Origin of the sequence: Tistrella mobilis, from assembly GCF_041468085.1 — a bacterium.
Lineage (GTDB): Bacteria > Pseudomonadota > Alphaproteobacteria > Tistrellales > Tistrellaceae > Tistrella > Tistrella mobilis_A.
Genome location: NZ_CP121017.1, coordinates 800,964 through 820,966 on the forward strand (window position 1 = coordinate 800,964; position 20,003 = coordinate 820,966).

25 protein-coding genes and 1 riboswitch are annotated in these 20,003 nt (G+C 69.5%); of the genes, 6 read left to right on the plus strand and 19 right to left on the minus strand.

Annotation, left to right across the window (positions count from 1 at the left end; genetic code table 11):
* Positions 1–5 precede the first annotated feature (5 nt).
* On the plus strand, positions 6–449 hold the full coding sequence (gene arfB, locus P7L68_RS09405; RefSeq protein WP_372004458.1) for an alternative ribosome rescue aminoacyl-tRNA hydrolase ArfB: 444 nt from the start codon (positions 6–8) through the stop codon (positions 447–449).
* A gap of 213 nt (positions 450–662) precedes the next feature.
* Entirely contained in the window at positions 663–1,259 is a 597-nt protein-coding gene (locus tag P7L68_RS09410) for a QsdR family transcriptional regulator (RefSeq protein WP_372004460.1), read from the plus strand.
* A gap of 5 nt (positions 1,260–1,264) precedes the next feature.
* On the opposite strand, the gene P7L68_RS09415 is transcribed toward P7L68_RS09410, so the two are convergent.
* Complete coding sequence (locus tag P7L68_RS09415; protein WP_372004463.1) at positions 1,265–2,191, minus strand: ChaN family lipoprotein; 927 nt, start codon at positions 2,189–2,191, stop codon at positions 1,265–1,267.
* A 154-nt stretch (positions 2,192–2,345) separates the two neighbouring features.
* On the opposite strand from P7L68_RS09415, the gene P7L68_RS09420 reads away from it, so the two are divergent.
* Positions 2,346–2,714: a DUF4870 family protein gene (locus tag P7L68_RS09420; protein WP_372004465.1), complete on the plus strand. Its 369-nt coding sequence runs from the start codon at positions 2,346–2,348 to the stop codon at positions 2,712–2,714.
* 12 nt (positions 2,715–2,726) lie between these two features.
* Here P7L68_RS09420 and P7L68_RS09425 read toward each other — a convergent pair whose 3' ends face one another.
* The 15 genes from P7L68_RS09425 to P7L68_RS09495 form a co-directional block, all read right to left on the minus strand.
* Positions 2,727–4,169, minus strand: coding sequence for a hypothetical protein (locus tag P7L68_RS09425; RefSeq protein ID WP_372004469.1), 1,443 nt, complete (start codon positions 4,167–4,169; stop codon positions 2,727–2,729).
* Complete coding sequence (locus P7L68_RS09430) at positions 4,169–4,723, minus strand: N-acetyltransferase family protein (protein ID WP_372004472.1); 555 nt, start codon at positions 4,721–4,723, stop codon at positions 4,169–4,171. Before P7L68_RS09430 ends, P7L68_RS09425 begins: the two co-directional genes overlap by 1 nt.
* Positions 4,724–4,919: 196 nt before the next feature.
* On the minus strand, positions 4,920–6,641 hold the full coding sequence (locus P7L68_RS09435) for a proton-conducting transporter membrane subunit (protein ID WP_372004475.1): 1,722 nt from the start codon (positions 6,639–6,641) through the stop codon (positions 4,920–4,922).
* Entirely contained in the window at positions 6,634–6,873 is a 240-nt protein-coding gene (locus P7L68_RS09440; RefSeq protein WP_372004477.1) for a hypothetical protein, read from the minus strand. Before P7L68_RS09440 ends, P7L68_RS09435 begins: the two co-directional genes overlap by 8 nt.
* Positions 6,870–8,387 (minus strand): proton-conducting transporter membrane subunit, encoded by a 1,518-nt coding sequence (locus tag P7L68_RS09445; protein WP_372004480.1) that lies wholly within the window; start codon positions 8,385–8,387, stop codon positions 6,870–6,872. The genes P7L68_RS09440 and P7L68_RS09445 overlap by 4 nt, the downstream gene beginning before the upstream one ends.
* A 4-nt stretch (positions 8,388–8,391) precedes the next feature.
* Positions 8,392–9,879, minus strand: a complete 1,488-nt coding sequence (locus tag P7L68_RS09450) for a monovalent cation/H+ antiporter subunit D family protein (RefSeq protein ID WP_372004483.1) — start codon at positions 9,877–9,879, stop codon at positions 8,392–8,394.
* Positions 9,876–10,442 (minus strand): cation:proton antiporter subunit C, encoded by a 567-nt coding sequence (locus P7L68_RS09455; RefSeq protein ID WP_372004486.1) that lies wholly within the window; start codon positions 10,440–10,442, stop codon positions 9,876–9,878. Before P7L68_RS09455 ends, P7L68_RS09450 begins: the two co-directional genes overlap by 4 nt.
* Positions 10,443–10,449: 7 nt before the next feature.
* Positions 10,450–10,875, minus strand: a complete 426-nt coding sequence (locus P7L68_RS09460) for a Na(+)/H(+) antiporter subunit B (protein ID WP_372004489.1) — start codon at positions 10,873–10,875, stop codon at positions 10,450–10,452.
* Positions 10,872–11,525, minus strand: a complete 654-nt coding sequence (locus P7L68_RS09465; protein ID WP_372004492.1) for a DUF4040 domain-containing protein — start codon at positions 11,523–11,525, stop codon at positions 10,872–10,874. The genes P7L68_RS09460 and P7L68_RS09465 overlap by 4 nt, the downstream gene beginning before the upstream one ends.
* A complete protein-coding gene (gene mnhG, locus P7L68_RS09470; protein ID WP_372004494.1) occupies positions 11,522–11,878 on the minus strand; it encodes a monovalent cation/H(+) antiporter subunit G in 357 nt (118 codons plus the stop codon). The genes P7L68_RS09465 and mnhG overlap by 4 nt, the downstream gene beginning before the upstream one ends.
* The gene (locus P7L68_RS09475) at positions 11,875–12,198 is read right to left on the minus strand and encodes a monovalent cation/H+ antiporter complex subunit F (RefSeq protein ID WP_372004497.1); all 324 of its coding nucleotides are present in this window, start codon (positions 12,196–12,198) and stop codon (positions 11,875–11,877) included. The genes mnhG and P7L68_RS09475 overlap by 4 nt, the downstream gene beginning before the upstream one ends.
* Complete coding sequence (locus P7L68_RS09480) at positions 12,198–12,671, minus strand: Na+/H+ antiporter subunit E (RefSeq protein ID WP_372004500.1); 474 nt, start codon at positions 12,669–12,671, stop codon at positions 12,198–12,200. The genes P7L68_RS09475 and P7L68_RS09480 overlap by 1 nt, the downstream gene beginning before the upstream one ends.
* A 318-nt stretch (positions 12,672–12,989) precedes the next feature.
* Positions 12,990–13,961 (minus strand): ABC transporter substrate-binding protein, encoded by a 972-nt coding sequence (locus P7L68_RS09485; protein WP_372004503.1) that lies wholly within the window; start codon positions 13,959–13,961, stop codon positions 12,990–12,992.
* A gap of 40 nt (positions 13,962–14,001) precedes the next feature.
* Positions 14,002–14,781 carry an ABC transporter permease gene (locus tag P7L68_RS09490; protein WP_372004505.1) on the minus strand — a complete coding sequence of 260 codons (780 nt, stop codon included), beginning with the start codon at positions 14,779–14,781 and terminating at the stop codon, positions 14,002–14,004.
* Positions 14,778–15,566 carry an ABC transporter ATP-binding protein gene (locus tag P7L68_RS09495; protein ID WP_372004507.1) on the minus strand — a complete coding sequence of 263 codons (789 nt, stop codon included), beginning with the start codon at positions 15,564–15,566 and terminating at the stop codon, positions 14,778–14,780. Before P7L68_RS09495 ends, P7L68_RS09490 begins: the two co-directional genes overlap by 4 nt.
* Positions 15,564–15,672, minus strand: a riboswitch (TPP riboswitch). Its footprint overlaps the gene before it by 3 nt.
* A 316-nt stretch (positions 15,673–15,988) precedes the next feature.
* Between P7L68_RS09495 and P7L68_RS09500 the strand changes: the two genes are divergently transcribed.
* The 3 genes from P7L68_RS09500 to P7L68_RS09510 all read left to right on the plus strand — a co-directional run bounded on the left by P7L68_RS09500 (position 15,989) and on the right by P7L68_RS09510 (position 17,364).
* The gene (locus P7L68_RS09500; protein WP_372004509.1) at positions 15,989–16,540 is read left to right on the plus strand and encodes a DUF192 domain-containing protein; all 552 of its coding nucleotides are present in this window, start codon (positions 15,989–15,991) and stop codon (positions 16,538–16,540) included.
* 39 nt (positions 16,541–16,579) lie between these two features.
* Positions 16,580–16,906, plus strand: a complete 327-nt coding sequence (locus P7L68_RS09505; RefSeq protein ID WP_372004512.1) for an Hpt domain-containing protein — start codon at positions 16,580–16,582, stop codon at positions 16,904–16,906.
* 176 nt (positions 16,907–17,082) lie between these two features.
* Positions 17,083–17,364 carry a hypothetical protein gene (locus P7L68_RS09510; RefSeq protein WP_372004514.1) on the plus strand — a complete coding sequence of 94 codons (282 nt, stop codon included), beginning with the start codon at positions 17,083–17,085 and terminating at the stop codon, positions 17,362–17,364.
* 1 nt (position 17,365) lies between these two features.
* Here P7L68_RS09510 and P7L68_RS09515 read toward each other — a convergent pair whose 3' ends face one another.
* From P7L68_RS09515 to P7L68_RS09525, 3 genes are read right to left on the minus strand one after another with little or no spacing between them, the layout of a single operon-like run.
* Positions 17,366–18,295 carry a carbon-nitrogen hydrolase family protein gene (locus P7L68_RS09515; RefSeq protein ID WP_372004517.1) on the minus strand — a complete coding sequence of 310 codons (930 nt, stop codon included), beginning with the start codon at positions 18,293–18,295 and terminating at the stop codon, positions 17,366–17,368.
* Positions 18,292–18,894, minus strand: a complete 603-nt coding sequence (locus P7L68_RS09520; RefSeq protein WP_372004520.1) for a GNAT family N-acetyltransferase — start codon at positions 18,892–18,894, stop codon at positions 18,292–18,294. The genes P7L68_RS09515 and P7L68_RS09520 overlap by 4 nt, the downstream gene beginning before the upstream one ends.
* A 57-nt stretch (positions 18,895–18,951) precedes the next feature.
* Positions 18,952–19,878 (minus strand): SMP-30/gluconolactonase/LRE family protein, encoded by a 927-nt coding sequence (locus P7L68_RS09525; RefSeq protein ID WP_372004522.1) that lies wholly within the window; start codon positions 19,876–19,878, stop codon positions 18,952–18,954.
* Positions 19,879–20,003: the final 125 nt, after the last annotated feature.

Genomic DNA, 20,003 nt, shown 5'->3' on the forward strand with positions numbered 1-20,003 from the left:
GGGCCATGAGTCTCAGGGAAGATGATCTCGACCGCGCCGCCCGGAACGTCCGCCTCGACGAGGCGGCGATCGAGGAGAGCTATCTGCTGGCTTCCGGGCCCGGCGGGCAGAATGTGAACAAGGTGTCGACCGCCGTCCGGTTGCGCTTCCGGGTGGCCGTGGCGCAGTTTGTGGGCGATGACGAGACCCGGCGTCGCCTGCTGGCGCTGGCCGGCAGCCGGGCGACGGCCGAGGGCGATATCGTGTTGCTCGCCGACCGGTTCCGCAGCCGCGAGCGCAACCGCGAGGATGCGCGTGATCGGCTGCGCCGGATGATCGCCGAGGCCCGTCATCGCGACCCGCTGCGTCGCCCGACCCGACCGTCGCTGGGCGCGAAGCGGCGGCGGATGGACGAGAAGACCAAGCGGGGGGCGATCAAGCGCAACCGTGGCCGGCCGATGGCCGATTGATCGCCCGCAATTCCCAGGCACGGGGAGTTTCGTGATACACTGTCTCGGTGCCGGCCGCGATTTCGGCCAGGGGCATCGGATCCGCATCGGCGGCGACCACAGGCAGGATAGATGAACGACGCATCCCCGACACGATCCCGCCGCACCGCAACGGCGCGGCCGACTTCCGCCCGGGGGAAGGCGGCGAAGGCGCCCGGCCTTTCCGAAGGCGGGTTGGAAGACGACCGCCCGCGCAATGCCGCCGAGGCCGAGGTCGTAAAGGCGGCCGTGCGCCGCTACACCCGCGGCGAGGCCATCGATATGTCGGATCTGGCGATCGAGATCGGCGTCGGCCGGGCGACGCTCTACCGCCGGGTCGGCAATCGCGACCGGCTGCTGGGGCTGGTGCTGGCCGATCGCACCGAATACAGCTTCCGCCGCGCCCAGCGCGATATCCGGGAAACCGGGGTGCCCGGCATCGTGGCGCTGCTCAACCGGTTCATGACCGACGTGCTCGATGCCGAGCCGCTCAAGATCTTCGTACAGCGCGAACCGCTGCTGTTCATCCGGCTGGCAACATCGATGGGGCCGATCGAGACCCGCTCGGCGCGGCTGCTGGGCGAGGTGATGGCGACTGAGCAGGCCGCCGGCCGTTTCACCCCCTGGCTGCCGATCCCCGTGCTGGCCGAGGCGATCGTGCGCCTGGGGGACGCCTTCATGTATGCCCATCTGCTGGGCGGGCCGCGGCGGGATCTGCGCACCTCGCTCGACGTCACCTCGCTGCTGCTCGATCCGGCAGCCGCCCGCGAAGCTGCGGCTCGCGCGGGCTGACGGGTTCAGGGGCGCTTCATGTTGCGCAGCTGGTCGGCAAAGGCCTTGCACGGGTCTTCGCGCGGCTGGGCCTCTGCCACCCAGATCAGATCGAAGGGCTCGTCGTCGCGGGCCGGACGCAGATCGGGGGCGGCATCGCTCTCGCCGGTCTCGGCCAGGCCGATCGCCAGAACCGGCAGTTCGGGGGCGGCCGCCTTCAGATAGAGAGGTGCCCCCAGATCGCGGCGGACATGGCCCGATCCAGCGATCACCAGCGCCTGATCCACCCCAGGCACCGCCAGGGCGTCGAGTGCGGCGCCGGCGATGCCGGCATCGCGAGCCCGTTGCACCCGGACCATGCCTTCCAGCGCAGCACCGGGGGCATGGCCGCAGTGGCCTTCGACGATCGCCCGGGTCAGCCCGTCCTCGATATCGGGCTCCGCCGGCTCGTCGAGCGCGAAATGCTCAACGAAGCCCGAGGGCAGGGCCTGCCAGCCGTCCATCGCCAGGGTCCGCCGGGTTTCCCGCGGCCAGTCCGCCGCCCGGACCGGCAGCCCGTGTTCCAGCGCCACCGCCACGATCGGGCGATAGGCGCTCCAGTCCTGCCAGCCGCCGGCGGTGAAGCCCGAGACCTGCGGCATCCGTTCCAGCGCAATATCCAGTGCCCGCTGATCGGGTCTGCTGCCAAGCCCGGCCAGCAGGGCATCGATCGCCGGCTGGGCGTCGCGGCTGAACATCTCCATCACCAGCGCCGGCCGGCGGCCGGCGGCGATCAGCGCCCGGTAGGTTTCCTCCTGCATCAGATGATGGCCGGCATGATCGTGACGCTCGCCCAGCAGCACCACCTTCGCATCGCGGGCGGCATCGAGCAGGGCGGGCGGAATGTCGGCCTGTGCTGCCGGGGCGATCAGCATGGCAAGGGTGAGGGCGGCGGTGACGGTGCGCAGGAACATGGCCGGAGAGGGCTCCTCTGGGGGTGTTTGAGGGGCTGATGCATCGGGACGCTGGCGATGGCTCGCGACCATGCCTACATTTCGCCCGAAGCAGCCGCGAAGCCAAGCGCTTCGCGTGATGCCGCCACACCGATCGCAGGGAGCCCGGATCAGCATGGTCCAGAGCGCACCGAAATTCGAACTCAGGCCCGGCGCGGACGATCGCACCGCCCATCAGGCCGAGGTGATGCTGACCGTGACCTACGGCCTGCATCTGCTGGGCATGCTGACCGCCCTGCCGCTGGTGGTGGCCAGCATCATCGCCCATGTCCGCTTCTTCATGCTCGACACCGAAACCACGGAACGGGCGCATTACCGCTATCTGGTCGAGACCTTCTGGTTCGGCGTGATCGCCAACATCATCGGCGCCGCCCTGACCGTGGTCGTCATCGGCTTCGTGGTGCTGGCGATCGCCTGGATCTGGATGGTCTGGCGCTTCGTGCGCGGCTGGCTGCGGATGCGCGAGGGCCAGGGCCCCCGTTGAGGATGCAGGCCGTCAGCTGATCGCTCCGACCAGCGCCATGGCGCCGATATCCAGCCAGAAGGCGGCGAGCAGTGCCAGCAGCAGGGCATAGCCGATATTGCGGGTGACGGTCTGGTTCCAGGGGCTGGCGCCGGTCAGGCTGGCGAAGACCTGGCCGGTCACGCTGAAGGGCGAGGCGAGCAGGGTGAGGGTATAGCCGGCAAGGCTCGCCCCCGCGAAAACCGCCTCGCGACCGGCCACGACCTCGGCCGGCAGGGCGCCTGCAACCAGCAGGATCGAGGCGACCGGGTGCACGCCCAGATGTGACAGGCCGAAGATCACGAATTCGACCGCCAGAATGGCGAGCCAGAGCGGCATGGCATCGGCGACGGCCGAGATGCTGCCGGCAGCCGGGGCCAGGATCGCGGCCAGGCCGGCAGCCAGCGGCCCGGCCGCCGCGAAGACCGCGATTTCGTTGGCTTGAAGCGTCATGCCCGGCGGGCCGATCAGCCGCGGGCGGATCAGCCGGTCCCAGGTGGCCGCGGTACCATTGGCCCAGATCATCCAGATCAGCGCCGCGGCCAGTGCCGCCACGATCACCCAGACCAGCGTCGGGCCGGGCATGACCAGGTCGAGGCCGATGCCGAGGGCCGCGAGCCCGCCCGCCGCCAGCCAGAGCGACGGCCCGCGCCGACGCGGCCCCGACGGCAAGGGCGCCTCGTCTTCCGGCACGGCGGTTTCGACCGAACGGGCGAGGGCGGTGCGGCCATGGCGCAGGGCCGCCCCCATGTCGAGCAGGAAGGCTGCGGGGATGATCGGCAAAGTGGCGGCCAGCAGGCCCGGCCAGCCGGCCCCCGGATAGGCGATCAGCACGATCGCGACCGTCGCGTAGAACGGACTCCAGAAACCGGCAAGGCCGAAGCCGCGATGCAGGCTGCGCATCAGCCGGCCATCGCGCGCCCGCGCACCGCCCAATGCGGGCAGCAGTACCGACAGCGCCGAAATGTTGAGCAGCGCCCCCAGCACATGGCCGGTCCAGAACACCAGGGCCAGCCGGCCGAGCGGCGGCCGGCGACCTTCGGTCCCCGAGACCAGCCGGGTGAGTTCGGCAACATAGCGCGGGCTTGCGGCCGGCACCGCCAGCAGACCGCAGGCGACGATCAGCACACCGACGATGGCATTCGCCGAAAGCGCCCGGATCAGGTCATCCGGCGCGGCACCCGTGGCCAGTTGCGCCGCCCAGCCGATCGCCAGCATGGCACCGACCACCCGGCGGGTGGGGCGGCGCAGATCCTGCCAGGTCAGCGCCAGATAGGCGGCCAGCGCAATGCCTGCGGCCAGCCCCCAGCCCGGTGTCTTGAACAGCCAGGCGAGCAGCACCAGCGGCACGGCCGCCAGCATGACCACGGCGGCAGCCCGGGTCCGGCGGGGCCAGATGCGCGTGCCGCCAGCCTGCGATGCCGGGCCTGGCTTCATCAGGCGAGCGCCACGGCGCGGGGCGCGGTCTGGTCGGCGACAAGCGGCTTGCGCATGCGGTGGAAGCTTTCCCCCCGCACCACGGCGCGGCCCGAGACCGCATAGCCGAGCTTTTCATAGAGGCCGCGGGCGGCGAGGTTGCGTTCGTCGACGATCAGCGAGACGGCGGGGAAGCCGTTGCCGCGTGCCGCGGTTTCGGCCGAGACGATCAGCCGGCGGGCGATGCCGCGGCCGCGGTGTTCGGGGAAGACCGCGACATTGTCGATGTAGAACTCGTCGGCCTCGGTCACCCGCGCCTCTGCCGGGACGGCGGGGCCGGTAACCAGGCGGCCGGGATAGGCCACGACCACGCCGATGGGGCGGCCGGTCTCTTCGAAGACGCGGGCATAAAGATGCGAGGCGACGCCGGACCTGCCGCGGATCAGGGTGCGGAAGGCTTCCATTGCCTGAACCGGATCTTCGATCCCGGTCAGCCCGCCGATGCTTTTGGGGTCGGCCATGGCGACGAGGTCGGCGATCGCGGCGGCGTCTGTGGGACGTGCGGGACGCAGCATGACGGATGCTCTGTGCATGTCGATGTGAGGGGGGCCTGCGAATGATACGGCACCGACCCTTTCGCAAACCTTAGCGCCGCAAGCCCCCCGGCGACCAGCGCGGCGGCGGCATGGCGGCATTGCAAACGGCGTCTTTTAACGACGACGCCCCGCCGACAGGGTCGGCGGGGCGTCGGGAGTAGCGGGGGCCGGCTGGTCAGGCGGCGTAATAGACCACCAGACAGACCCCCAGCATCACCGTGATGCCAAGCACGGTGCCGCCGGTCGGCCAGTCGCGGGCCAGCGGTGCCTCGGGACCATGGATCCTGAAGATACCGGCCATCACGAAATCGATCCGATGGCGGATCCGCTTCGCGAGGCCGCTGCGCAGCGGATCGCCATGGATGGCGAATTCCGCCGCCAGCCGGGGCAGGAAGCTGCGATAGACCCAGTCGAAATCGCGGGTGATACCGCGGCCCGGCGCCAGCCGTGTGGCGGCGACGAACCAGACAATGGCGGCAGCTGCCAGCAGCTGGACCTGGGTGATCAGATGGTCGGCGGTGAAGACGGCATAATCGGCCGAGGCCGGGAACAGGCCGAGCAGGGTGCCCGGCACCACGCCGATGCCCACCACCAGTGCCGCCATGAAGCCCATGGCGAGCATCTGCGTCACGCCCGGATCCCCGATGCCGCGACCGCCGTGCTGGATCCGCCGCGTGCCCCAGAGCACCACCGGCAGCTTCAGTGCCGCATAAACGGTGGAGACGACCGCGATGCCGACCAGGGCGGCCCAGGCGATGCCGGCCCCATCCTTGCCCAGCGCCGAGAGGATCACGCCCTTGGAGACGAAACCGGCGGTCAGTGGGGCGGCGGCAAGGCCGAGCCCGCCCAGCAGCAGCGCCCCCCAGGTGAGCGGCATGGCCCGGCCGATGCCTGCAAGATCGGCCAGCCGGCGCCGGCCGGTGGCGGCGACCATATGGCCCGCCGCCATCACCATCAGCGACTTGTAGAGGATATGGGCGAAGGCCTGGGCCGAGGCGCCGGCCAGCGCCAGCGGCGTGCCGACGCCGACCGCGGTGACCATGAAGCCCACTTGGCTGACGATCGAGAAGGCCAGCACCCGGCGGAGATCGTTTTCGATGACCGCATAAAGCGCGCCATAGGCGGCCATGACGATACCGGTCCAGACCAGGACCTCGGCGCCCGGGAACAGACGGATCAGCACCAGCACCGCGGCCTTGGTGGTGAAGGCCGACAGGAACACCATGCCGGTGGACGAGGCCTCGGGATAGGCGTCAGACACCCAGGCCCAGAGCGGCGGGGCGCCGGCATTGATCACCACCCCCGCCAGAATGAACCAGGCGGCCCAGCTGCCGGCATCGATGTCGGCGGTGAGTGCGGCCAGCGTGTTGGCCCCGCCGCCGGTGATGTGGCCGACGATGCCGATCATCAGGATCATGCCGCCGGCCAGATGGATCTGCAGATAGCGCATCGCGGCCCGGCGCGCGCGTTCGGTACCGGCGGCCCAGATGACCACGGTCGAGCCGATGGCGAGGACTTCCCAGAACACCAGCACGGTGAGCAGATCGCCCGCGAAGGCGAGACCGACCGCCCCCGCACCATAGGCCTGGGCCGCGACCAGTTCGGTGGTCGAGGCCCGGGGCAGGGCGTAGAGCCCGCCGGCGAGGGCCGCCAGCGCGAAGATGGTGGCGAAGGCCCGGCCGGTCGCATCGACGGTGACGGGAACCAGAACCTGATCGAGCCAGGCATGGCCGGCACCGGCACCGTCGGGCAGCAGCCAGGCTGCCGCCAGCACGCCCAGAGGGGCTGCCATCACCGGCAGGGCGCGCAGGCTGCGGGGCAGCAGAGCGGTGAGCAGGGCGCCGAGCAGCAGAAGGGTGGCCGGCGGCAGGGTGGCGAAGAGGCCGGGCTCAGTCATCCTCCGCCTCCGTCTGTTCCGGGCGGCCGAGGGAGAGGGCGAGGGCGCGGGCGCCCACCACCGCCACACCACCGGCGATCAGGCCGAACCAGGCGTGGAAGGCGAAGATCCCGTCGAAGCCCAGATAGCCGTGACGATGGATGGCGAGTTCGGCGAGCGCGGCCAGGATCAGCACCGCGCCCGCGACGGCAAGCCCGGTCTTCTGCAGCCGTGGGGAAATGGGACCGGTCAACGCAGGCCTCCCTGTGTGACGGTGCCGGCCATGGCCTCGGCCAGCGCAAGCACGGGGTCGGGGTAGAGGAACAGCAGGAAGGTGAGCCCCGCCGTGGTCAGGATCGCCAGCACCATCGGCAGCGGCGCCTCACCATGATCGTGGTGGCCATCCGCACCATGGGGGGCGGCGGCACCCACCGATTTCGCCGCGACCGGCGCCCGGAAGAAGGCACGCCAGACGATCGGCAGGAAATAGGCCGCGTTCAGCAGGGTGGAGGCGCCGAGGGCGGCGACCGCGATCCACTGATCGCGTGAGACCGCGCCCTCCAGGATGAACCATTTGCTGGTGAAACCGACCGCCGGTGGCAGGCCGATCATCGACAGGGTGGCGAGGGCGAAGGCGCCCATGGTCCAGGGCATGCGCCGGCCGATGCCGTCCAGCTGGCTGACATAGTCCTTATGGGCGGCGGTGTGGATGGAGCCTGCGGCGAAGAACAGGGTGATCTTGCCGACCGCATGGGCCGCGATGTGCATGGCCGCCCCCACCAGCGACAGCGGTGCCATGATCGCCGCCGCCAGTGTCACATAGGCCAGCTGGCTGACGGTCGAATAGGCGAGGCGGCGCTTCAGGTGATCCTGGGTGAGCGCGATCGACGAGGCGACCACGATCGAGGCCGCCGCCACCCAGACCAGCCAGTCATTGGCGCCGGCGGCCGAGAGGCGGTCGGCGCCCAGCGTGTAGGCCACGACCTTGACCACCGCGAAGGCGCCGCCCTTGACCACCGCCACCGCATGCAGCAGGGCCGAGACCGGGGTGGGCGCCACCATCGCGGCCGGCAGCCAGGCATGGAGCGGCATCAGCGCGACCTTGCCGATGCCATAGGCGAAGAGGCCGAGCAGCAGGCCGAGCAGCGCGGGAGACAGGCCATCGGGCAGCACGCCGCCGGCGGTGAAGGCGACCGTGCCGGCCAGGACATAGACACCGATGATCGCAGTCAGCTGGAAGCCGATCGAGGTACCGAGCAGGATGCCCAGATAGGTGCGGCCGGCCTTCATCGCCTCTTTGGTGCCCGAATGGGTGACCAGCGGATAGGTCGAGAGCGTCAGCACCTCGTAGGCGATGAACATCGACAGCAGGCCGTCGGAATAGGCGAGCGCCAGCGCGCTGACGATCGCCAGCGCAAAGCAGAAGTGGAACCGGGTCTGATGCGCTTCGTGGTTCCCGCGCATATAGCCGATCGAATAGACCGCGGTAATCGGCCAGAGCGTGCCGGCGACGGCGGCGAAGATCATGCCCAGGGGCTCGACCGCGAAGCCGATCGGCAGGCCGGGCATCAGCTCGTGCAGGGTGAGCACGGGCCGGGCGCCGTCCAGCACCCGGGCCGCCAGCATCAGGGTGAAGACGGCGGTGACCACCGCCGCCGCCACCATCAGGATGTCGCGTGCCCCCGGCGAGCGGCCGGCGGCAAGGATCAGGATGCCACCCGCCACCGGCGAGAGCAGTGACGCGACGAGCAGGAATTCAGGCGTCATGGCGTCAGGCCCCCCCGATCAGGGCGCGGGTCGCAAGCTCGGCAAGCCCGGCCGTTGCCCTGGTGTCGATGCCGAGATAGATGCAGAGCGCCGCCGCGAACCAGGCCGGCCAGGCCAGCCAGGGATTGGACGGACCCGCGCAGGCCTCGACAGCGCCGTCGACCGGTGCGCGGAAATACATCGTCTCGACCAGACGCCAGACATAGATCACCGCCAGCAGCGAGCTTGCCATCACCAGCACGGCGAGCGGCCACATGCCGGCATCGAGCGCCGCCGAAACCAGATACCACTTGCTGATGAAGCCCGAGGTCAGCGGCACGCCGACCAGGCTGAGCCCGCCGATCACGATCGCGGCCGCCGTGACCGGCATGGTCCGGCCCAGCCCCTGGAGATGTTCAAGCCGCGTGCCGCCCAGGCGGACGGCGATCAGGCCCAGCGCCAGGAACAGCGCCGCCTTCATCACGCCGTGATTGACCAGATGAATGAGGGCGGCCGAGACGCCGTGCTGATTGCCCAGCGCCAGGCCCAGCATGATGTAGCCGATCTGCGCGACGCTGGAATAGGCGAGCAGGCGCTTGACGTCGACCTGGAAGATCGCGACCAGAGAGCCCGCGAACATCGCCAGCACCGCAAAGGGGATCAGCGTCCAGCCGAGCGGCATGGCCTCGAAGGCATAAGAGGCGCCGAAGACCGAGACGATGAAGCGCAGCAGCACATAGATGCCGACCTTGGTCGCGGTCGCCGCCTGGAAGGCCGAAACCAGCGAGGGCGCGAAGGCATAGGCGTTGGGCAGCCAGACATGCAGCGGGAAGAGCGCGATCTTGATCGCAAGCCCGATCACCAGGAAGGCGAAGCCCGCGACCACCACCCGGCTGCCTTCGACCGCCGGCAGGCGCTGAGCCAGATCGGCGATGTTGAGCGTGCCGGTCATCATGTAGATCAGGCCGATGCCGATCAGGATGAAGGTCGCGCCGATCGTGCCGATGATCAGGTACTGGAAGGCGGCGGAAAGCGCACGCCGGTCCGGCCCCATGGCGACGAGCGCATAGGTCGACAGCGAGGTGATCTCGATGAAGACGTAGATGTTGAAGGCGTCGCCCGTCGCCACCATGCCCGAGAGGCCGGCAAGTGCCAGCAGGTACATGGCGACGAAGGCGGGAATGCGCTTCGCGGGGATTTCGGCCGAGATCGAGGCGGGGGCATAGGGGGCGCAGATCGCGGCGATGCCCGAGACCAGAAGCAAAGCGAGGCAGGTCAGCAGGTCGATGCGGTATTCGATGCCCCAGGGCGGCGCCCAGCCGCCCATCTCATAGGAAATCGGCCCCTGGTTCAGCACCTCGATGGTGAGGGTGACGGCGCTGGCGAAGCTCGCCAGGCTGACCAGGACCAGCACGGCATAGGCGAAGCTGCGCCGGCCGGCGATGGCCACGAACAGAGCGGCGACCAGGGGCGTGGCGACCTGGAGCGCCGGCAGATGGGTGACCAGGCTCATGGACGGCCCTTCCCTTTGCGGGGCGCGCTCTTGCGGCGGCTCATCGGCCCGCGCTTGGGCGCGGGCGGGCGGGGTGCCGCCGCCGGGCGGGCGGCCTGCTTCGCGGGCTCAGGGGGCGTCACGCGCGGCGTGGCGCTGCGGGGCAGCCAGCCCAGCCGGCGCTTGGCCTCGCGGATGGTCGGCGGCATGGCGTCTTCCGCACGCTCGTCGGCCATGTCCATGGCGATGGTCTTGTCCTCTTCGACGGTGCCGTAGGCCTCGCGGATGCGCACCACGATCGCGAGGCCGACCGCGGTGGTCGCGATCGAGACCACGATCGCGGTCAGGATCAGCACGCTGGTCAGCGGGTTGGAGTAGGTGTTCTCGGAAAAGGGCACGCCGTCGATCAGATAGGGCGCAGTCGCCCCCCGGATCTTGCCCATGCTGATGTAGAGCAGGAAGACGGCGGTCTGGAACATGCTGAGGCCGATCAGCTTCTTCACCATGTTCGTCCGCGCGATCACGGTGTAGAAGCCGGCCATCATCAGGAAGACGGCCATCCAGTAGTTGAAATGCTCGAACACGCCCACCTCAGCTCCGCCGTTCCGAGAAGGTGAAGAAGATCAGGATCATCGAAGCTGCGACGGCCAGGCCCACGCCCAGTTCCACCACGATGATGCCGATGAGCAGGCCGAGCTTCGGGTCGTTCGGCGCGAAGGCCGCGTACTCCAGGAAATTGCCCCCGAAGAACAGGGTCACGAAGCCGGTGCCGACGAAGAACAGGGCGCCCAGCGGGGCCAGGATGCGGCAGACCGAAAGCATGCCGATGCGCTGCCGGTCGGTAAGGCCGAAGATCAGCGCGTAGAGGATCAGGCCGGCGGCGACGATCACGCCGGCCTGAAATCCGCCGCCCGGGCCGTACTCGCCGTGGAACTGGACGTAGAGCCCGAACATCACGATGAAGGGGATCAGGACCTTCGAGACGACGCGCAGGATCAGGTAATGGTCGCGCATCATGGGCGGTTTCCTCCCCTCGCATCCTCGTTCTGTCCCTGGACCGAGGGATCCGTCTCCTCGGCATCGTCGCGCTCGGCATGACGACGGCGGCGGCCGAGCGTGGCGGCGCCGCCGCCCAGGATCATGGTCACCGCCAGGGCCGCCGTGAACACGACCACCGTCTCACCCATGGTGTCGTAGCCGCGATAGCTGGCCAGCACGTTGGTCACGATGTTGGGAATGCCGTGCTCGGTGACCGAGCCCTCGATATAGCGCGGCACGGTATGGGTCTGGACGGGGGCCTCGGGGTCGCCGAAGGCCGGCATGTCGGCCGTGGCATAGAGCAGGGCGGCGCCGGTGGCGACCACCGCGATCATCGGCAGCACGGGTTTGTGGCCGCGATCTTCCTCGCGCCCGGTCAGGACCAGGGCGGCCAGGAACAGAACGGTGGAGATGCCGGCCCCGACCGCCGCCTCGGTGAAGGCGACGTCCATGGCATCCAGCACCATCCAGAGGGCGGCGATCAGCAGGGAGTAGGCGCTCTGCAGCAGCACCGCGGTCAGCAGGCTGCGGGTCCGCACGATCGCGATCGCGATGCCCCCCAGCATCAGCAGCAGGGCCATGTTCAGCAGATCGGCAGTCAGGATCGACCAGGGTCCGATGACGATCACGGGCGCGTCTCCCGATGGGCACCGGCAGACGACGGTTCGGGCGTATCGAGACGCCGGCCGGACGGCTTCACGCCCGACACCAGCGCCGCATTGGCGACGATGTGCGAGGCGGTGGGCGAGGTGAAGAACAGGAACAGGCCGATGATGATCAGCTTGGCCGTGACCAGGGTGAATCCTGCCTGGACACACATGCCGGCCAGCATCAGCCAGGCGCCGAAGGTGTCGATCATGCCGGCCGGATGCAGACGGGTGTAGAAATCGGGCATCCGGACCAGGCCCACGGCACCGGTGATGACGAACAGCGCGCCGCCCAGGATCAGGGCCCAGGAGATCAGGTCGATGACCAGTGTCATGCGCGGCCTCCCTTGCGCTTCGCGGCGGCATCCATCTCGTCGGCGGCCACGTCCTCGGTGGTCAGGCTGCGGAGGTGGCGGTGGCGCAACAGCTTCAGGATCGCGACGGTGGCGATGAAGTTGATCAGCGCATAGGTCAGCGCCAGGTCGAGGAAATGCGGACGCTCGGTCAGAAAGCCAATCACCGACAGCAGCAGCACGATCTTGGTGCCGATGGCGTTGGCGGCGAGCACCCGGTCGAAGAGGGTGGGGCCCAGAACGGCGCGGGCGAGGCCCAGCACCAGGGCGACGACAAGGGCGGCGGTTGCGGCGATGAACATCAGACGCGGCCCTCCAGCGCGGTGCAGCGGCGATCCATCTCACCCTCGTCCATGCCGTCCAGCGCACTGGAATGCAGGGCATGGGCGACGATCATCCCGCCTTCGAAATCCACCGACACCGTGCCCGGTGTCAGGGTGATCGACTGGGCGTAGATCACCCGGCCCAGATCGGTCGTCTGGCTGGTGGGCACCCGCTTCCAGGCGGGATCGATCGGGGCCAGGCCCCAGACCCGCTTGAAGACGTCGATGTTCGATTTGATGATCTCGACCGACAGCCAGAACCAGTAGGGGATTGCACGCGGCAGCATGCCGAGCGGCGCCCCTTCACGGTCCAGGATGCCGAGCCAGTGTGCGATCCACACCGAAAAGGCGCAGGACAGCACGCCGAAGCCGATGATCAGCGGCTTGTAAATGCCCGACATCAGCAGCCAGGTCGTGAGCAGTGCCAGAAACAGGCCGAAGGCTCGCGCCACCGCAGTCTCCCCTGAGTGGTTGGTCTCCTTTACGGCAAGGAGGCGCCGGCGCGCCACCGGCCGAAAGTTGTGTTCAGCCGGACGCGAAGCGGAGATGGCGCATGCAGAGCGCGTGTCCGTCCCGTCGAACAGCGTCCTCCCTGGCCCGCGTTTTTCCCAGGAAACCCGGGACGGGTCAAGGAAATCCGGACGAATTAAGTCCGATAAGTCCTTGGCATAGCATGAGACCGGCGGGGGGCGTGGTAAAGACGACGCCCGCTTGCGGCACATGGTCGCAAGCGGGCGTTTCAGGCTTGATCAGACGGATGACAGGCCCGGTCAGCGCCAGTCCTGGGCGTAGGCTTCGACCGGCTTCGGGCTGTCGATCAACCCCGCCTCGTGCATGAAGGCGGCGAAATTGCGCCAGCGGCCATGGTCGAGTGCGGCGGGGCTGTGGGCGAAGCGCGGCAGCGTCGCCTCCAGCGACTGCCGGTTGCCTTCGTCCGCAATCTCGGGCCGACCCTTGATGTACAGCTCCCAGGACTGATCGGGGTGGTTGATCAGGAATTGCACGCCCTTTTCCAGGGCGCGGTTGAAGGCGGCGAAGCGCGGATCGGCCGCCTTGTCGGCGCGGGCGGCCACGACCAGCTCGTCATAGGGCGGCACGCCGTGCTCTTCCACCAGGAAAGCGCGACCGGGGCGGCCTTCCAGTGCCATCTGCACCAGTTCGACATTGCGATAGGCACCGATCACCGCATCCACCTGCCCCGACATCACCGAGGGGGCGAGGGCGAAGTTGACGTTGATCAGGGTGACGTCGTCGATGGTAAGCCCGGCACTCGCCAGCATGCGGCCGAGCAGCGCGTCCTCGAAACCTGCGACCGAATAGCCGATCCTGCGGCCCTTGAGGTCGGCCAGCGTCTTCACCGGGCCGTCGGCCAGCGTGATGATGCTGTTGAGCGGGGTGGCGACCAGGGTGGAGACCCGCTTCAGCGGCAGGCCTTCATGCACCATGGCGATCAGCTGCGGCTGATAGGTGATGGCAAGATCGGCCCGGCCGGCGGCGACCAGCTTGGGCGGGTCCGACGGATCGGCCGGGGCGATCATCTCCACCTCCAGCCCTTCCTCGGCGAAATAGCCCTTTTCCTGGGCGACCAGCAGGGGGGCGTGGTCGGGGTTCACATACCAGTCGAGCAGCAGGGTCAGCTTTTCGGCCGCCTGGACGGCCGGGGCGGCCAGGGTGGTGGCGGCAACCAGGGTGGCGGCCAGCACACGGCGCATGCCGCGCCGCGTGGGAACACGCTGCGTCATGGGGCATCTCCTCCGGGAGTGATGATATGGATGCGGGGTGTCAGCTTCGCTGGCCGCCGTCGAGCGCATCCGCCTGCCAGGGCATGGCGGCGCGCAGCGCCCGGTCGACCACGAGATAAAGAACCAGGGTCAGGACGACCAGCACGGCGAGGGCCGCGAACATCTGGTCGGTCTTCATCCGGCCGTTGGCATGCAGCATCAGATAGCCGAGGCCGGCGGAAGAGCCGACCCATTCGCCGACCACGGCCCCGATCGGCGCCACCGCGGCCGCGACCCGGAGCCCCGAGGCGAGGGCCGGCAGCGCGGCGGGCAGGCGGATGAGCAGCAGGCTGCGCCGGCGCGATGCGCCCATCACCCGGGCCATGTCGAGCCAGCCGGGCTCGGTGCGCCTCAGCCCGTCCAGAAAGGCGACGGCGACGGGAAAGAAGATGATCAGCGCGGCCATCACGATCTTGGGCGCATAGCCATAGCCGAACCAGAGGGTCAGCAGCGGGGCAAGCGCGAAGACCGGCAGGGCCTGGGCACCCACCATCACCGGCATCATCCAGCGACCGAGCCGGGGGGCGCCGGCGATCGCCAGTGCCGAGGTGACGCCGATGGCGGTACCGGCCCCGAGCCCCAGCGCGATTTCCAGTGCGGTAACCGCGGCGTGATCGGCCAGCAGCGCCCGATTGGTCCAGATCGCCTGCGCCACCTGATCGGGAGCGGGCAGCAGGAAGGGCGGAAGGTCCGTGGCGAGCACCGCCGCCCACCAGATCGCGATCAGCCCCGCAACCGCCACCAGACCGCGCCACCAGGCGCCCGAAGCCTGTCCGGTCATGACCGCACCTCCAGCACCGCCATCAACCGGGCGAGCCGGTCGCCCAGATCGGGGGCATCCACCGGGCGCGGCACCGGTCCGGGCGGCGCCGTGACTGCCATCGGCCGGGCCGGGTTGCCGGTCAGCACCACGATCTCGTCGCCCATGCGCAGCGCTTCCAGCGGATCATGGGTGACCAGCAGCACGGTGCGGCCGCGCAGCATGCGGCAGGCCAGATCCTGAAGCCCGTGGCGGGTGACGGCATCGAGCGCGCCGAAGGGTTCGTCCATCAGCACCACCGGCCGGTCTTCCATCAGCGTGCGGGCCAGGGCCACCCGCTGGCGCATGCCGCCCGAAAGAGCTGCGGGGCGAAGAGCGGCGGTGCCGGCCAGGCCCAGCCGGTCGAGCAGGTCGAGCGCCCGGGCACGATCGGCTCTCCGGCCACGCAGCCGGTCGCCCAGCGTGACATTGTCGATGACCCGCGCCCAGGGCATCAGCAGATCCTGCTGGGCCATCCAGGCGATCCGGCCATCGAGAGGCCGGCCGTCGGAGGCCGTGACCCGGCCGCGTTCCAGCCCCGCGACATCGAGGCCCGCGATCAGGCGCAGCAGCGTGGTCTTGCCCGAACCGCTGGCGCCGAGCAGCGCCGTGATACGGCCGGCGGTGATATCGAGGCTGAGCCCGTTGGTCACCAGCCGCCCGCCCGGGCGGATGGTGACATCGGCGAGATGCAGGGCAGGCGCCTGCACCCGGACCGCGGGCTCTGCGGTCAACGGATGGATGAGGGGACGAATGTCGTCGGGCATGGCATGCGCACTTGTTCCTCCGCCGGTGCGAACCGGATCAGGTTCAGGGGTCGTTCCGAACCGGGAACCTCTCAGCCGCCGCACCGCGGCTCCCCCCAAGTGAAGGCCGAACTATGCACCGGCGGTATCCAGGGTGCAAGATCCCATGGCGCACCTTGCGTCATGCGCGTGTTTTGGGGGGTATCGAGCGTTCCGGTTGCGCGCGACGCCGGGCCGGAGTATGACCGAAGACGCAGCCCGGCCGTCTTCCCGTTCGGATGACCCCGTCCGGAGGTCGGCCGCGGCGCAGGCTCCGCCACGTCCCCCGACCGCACCAAGCCGCGACGGCCGACGCGACGACCGCTTTCCGGGTGTATGTCCTGTACATCTCCGGGCAGGCAGGCGACGGTAACGGCCACGTGAGCCCCCGACGAGGAACGCGTATGCTGGACCAGGTCCTGAACCGGTGCCGTGCCGGCCACCGGGCATTGCTCTGTCTGCTGATCGCAACCATGATGCTGGCCGCAAACTGCGCCTGGGCGTGGCCGGCGGTGGCGGCGAGATCATGGCCGAGCGCGGTGATCCAGGCTCAGGCCCTGCCGGAACAGCCGCTGGAGCCGCTGGCGATCCGTCCGGCCGAGGGCGGCAAGGCGCGCATGTTCCGGGTGGAGGTCGCCCGATCGCACGAGGCGCGATCCATGGGGCTGATGTTCCGCTCCGATCTCGATGCCGATCGCGGCATGCTGTTCGTCTTCCCCGAAGGCAGCCAGCCGACCATGTGGATGCGCAACACCTATGTGCCGCTCGACATGCTGTTTCTGGACGCCGAGGGTGTGGTGGTCGACATCGCGGCCGATACCGTGCCGCTGACCGACACGCCCATCGGCTCCAAGCATGCCGCACGTGCGGTGCTGGAACTGAATGCCGGCACCGCCCGGCTGCTCGGCATCCGGCCGGGCGACACGGTGGTGCATGCGGAATTCCCGCTAGACTGATCGCCACGCCCCGAAAGAATGCCGGTGAAGGAGATGCCGGTGGAGATCTTCGACCTCGACCAGCTCAGATCCTATACCCTCGGTGACCGGGATCTCGAAGACGAGGTCTTCGGCCTGTTCGAGGCGGGGGCGTTGGACTATCTGGCGGCGCTGGATGCGGCTCTCGGGACCGGCGGCGAGCCCTGGCGGCGCGCGGCCCATGGCTTCAAAGGCTCCGCCGCCAATCTGGGAGCCAGGGCGCTGGCCGCCGAACTGGCCGCGGCCGAGCCGCTGGCGACGGCCGATGCCGCCGCCCGGGCGGCGGCGCTGCATGCCATCCGCCATCTTTTCGAGCACAGCCGGGCAGTGTTCCACAATCGGCCGTAATCCCGCCTCAGGTCCATAATCCCGCCTCAATCGCCTGATGCCCCGACATGCTCTTACCCCGGCGCGCGGAAGATGCCATATGCTGATCCGCGGCGGCGGCGCTGCGCCGCATTGCCACGGCGCCGTCGCGCCGCATCGTCTGTTTCAGGACCGCGACCATCCCGAGGACCCTGCCCATGCCGCCGCCCAAGCCGGCCGGAACCCGACGCTATCTGATCACCCTGGCGGCGACGGAAACCCCGTCGACCGGACGAGGGCTCGCGGCCGCCGCCGCCGATACCGCCCGCCGCGCCCGCGGCCTGCAGGCAGAGGCGGAACGTCTCGGCCTGGCCGATCATCTGGTCTGGATCGGCCCACCCACCGCCTTCGGCATGGTGCCGGTGGCCTGTAGTGCCGAACTGGTCGAGGCGCTTCGTGCAAGTCCGGTGGTTGCGCGGATCGAGGCGGAAGCCGACTAGATCATGCCCGGCCGGCGGATGCCTGCTCGTCCCAGTGGCGGAGCGGCAGCACCTGTCCGTCGGCCCGCACCCGCCTGAGTGCGCCAAGATCGAGCGTGGCGATGGTCCAGCCCGGCTGGTCCATCCCGCCCAGTGCCACCACCCCGTCATCGGGCAGGCCGCGATCCGGCGGCGCGAAGATGCCAGCCGCTCCCCGGTTTACATCCACCGCTTCCGACCAGTCGGCCGTGCCGACGGTCGGCGACTGGATCACGAAGCACTGGCCTTCCAGCGCCCGTGCTCCGGCTGCGACCCGCACGCGGTGATAGCCGGCGGCGCTGTCGGTGCAGCTTGGCACCAGCACGATTTCGGCGCCGGCCGCGACCATGTCGCGCACCTCCAGCGGGAATTCCGCATCATAGCAGATGGCGATGCCGATCGTGCCGAGGGCGGTGTCGAAGACCTTCCGGGCATCGCCCGGACCGATCCCCCAGCTTTCCCGTTCGAACCGGGTCATCATCCGCTTGTCCTGATGCGCCGCGCTGCCGTCGGGGGCGACCAGCCAGCAGCGATTGACCGGCAGGGCATGGGCCGGGTCGCGCACCGGCAGGCTGCCGGTCAGAAGATGGATCCGGTGGCGGCGGGCAAGCCTGCGGTGCAGGTCCAGCCAGGCGCCGGCCATATCCGAGGCGGCATCGATATCGGCGGCAAGGTCGCCGGGTCGCCAGCGGGGCGAGAGCGGGCCTGCCTCTATGCCGCCATATTCCGGGAAGACCGCAAGCTCTGCGCCCCCGGCCACAGCCTGGCCGAGCCACTGGTCGAGACGCGCTTCCAGCGCCCCCGGGCTTTCCGGCCGGGCAACCTGCCAGGCGGCCGCGGCGACGGTGATCCGGTCAGGGCCGGGGGCCGGGGCGCTGCGGCCGCGGGCGGGGCGCGGGGTGATGCCGCTCATAGCGCGCGGGCCCAGAACTGCATGGGCTTGGGTGTCTCGGCCGTCTCGTCCAGATCGCGCCACGAGATGTCGCCAACCGCGCCGGCCACCGGTTCATAGCCCCGGCGACGCCAGAAACCATCGAGCGGCACGAAGCCGTCGGGGCGGCGCGGATGGTCGTCGGGCCTGACCACGCCACAGAAGCAGGCATGGGTCATCGGGCCCAGCGCCCGGGCATGGGCTTCCCGGGCGTTGAAGAAGCCGACGCCGATGCCGGTCCCGCGCCAGGGGGCAAGCAGCACCGATTCGCCGAAATAGAACAGCCGGTCGATGTCGTAGCCCGCCTGCCGCATCGGGCCCGTCAGTGTCTCGGGCTCGTGGCGCATCGGCAGACCGGTGGCGGCGCCGACCACCCGGCCGGTCGCCGCCTCGATCGCGGCCACGATCACGCTGCCTTCCGCCTCGGCATAGGTGGCGAGATAGCGGCGCTCGTAATCGGCGTTGCCGTCATAGAGATAGGGCCAGTCGCGGAACACGGCGATGCGCAGCGCCGCCAGATCGTCGAGCCGGTCGTGCAGCGCCCGGCCGGTCAGGCTTTCGATATGGATCGCAGAGGACATGGCGGCCCCGTTTTTGGGATGATCTCACCCCCGGATAGCCCCGCCCCGGCCCGCCCGTCAACCATGGGCCAGTCTGAGTCCCGCCCGCGGCCAGGGCACGCTGACCAGCCGTCCGGTGCCGGAGAGGGTGATGTAGGCGGTTTTCAGGTCGGGGCCGCCGAAGCAGATATTGGTGGTATAGGGGTCGTCGAACGGCACGAAATCGATCACCGGTCCGTCGGGGGCATAGACCTCGATGCCGCCGATGCGCAGCGAGGCGACGCAGATATTGCCCGAGGCTTCCACCGCCAGGCTGTCATAGCGCCGGAAGCCGGGGGCCGGGCCCATCAGGCGCGGATGGTCGACCTCGGGCCAGCTCTGCGGCGCCAGCTCTCCCGGCCCGGTGATGGTCCAGGCCCAGAGCCGGCCGGTGGTGGTCTCGGCGGCATAGACCGTGCGGCCGTCGGGCGAGAGGCCGATGCCGTTGGGGTTGCTGACCGGCCAGGCGGCGGTGCGGATCAGCGAGCCGTCGGCTTTGGCATAGTGGATCGCACCGTGATCGATCCGGTCGTGGAAGGTCTTGCCCAGATCGGTGAACCAGAACCCGCCCTGGTCGTCGAAGACGATGTCGTTGGGGCCGCGCAGGCCCCGGCCGTCGCTTTCGGTGTAGAGCACCTCGACCTTGCCGGTCTCAGGATCGACCCGCTCGATCCGCCCACCCGACCAGTCGGCCGGCGTGCCCGCAGGTTTGGTGAAGCCCTTCTCGACCGCCCATGCGAAACCGCCATTGTTGCAGATGTAGAGCATGCCGTCGGGGCCGATCGCGGCACCGTTGGGGCCGCCGCCGGGTTCCGCCACGGTCAGCTTGCGGCCGTCGGGCATCACCCGGGTGATGCGGCCGGCGGCGATCTCGACCAGGATCACCGAACCGTCGGGCATGGCGACCGGCCCTTCGGGAAAAGCCAGGCCTTCGGCAAGCAGGGTGATGGGGGGTGTCTCGGACATGGTCGTTCCTCCTGGGGGCTCTTCGCGTGTTTTCCGAAGCCTAACCCGATCGGCGGCGGCCTGCGCCGACGGCGTGCATCGCGGCCGGTCTGCGGAATTGCAGCGGCAGGCATGGCGGATCATGA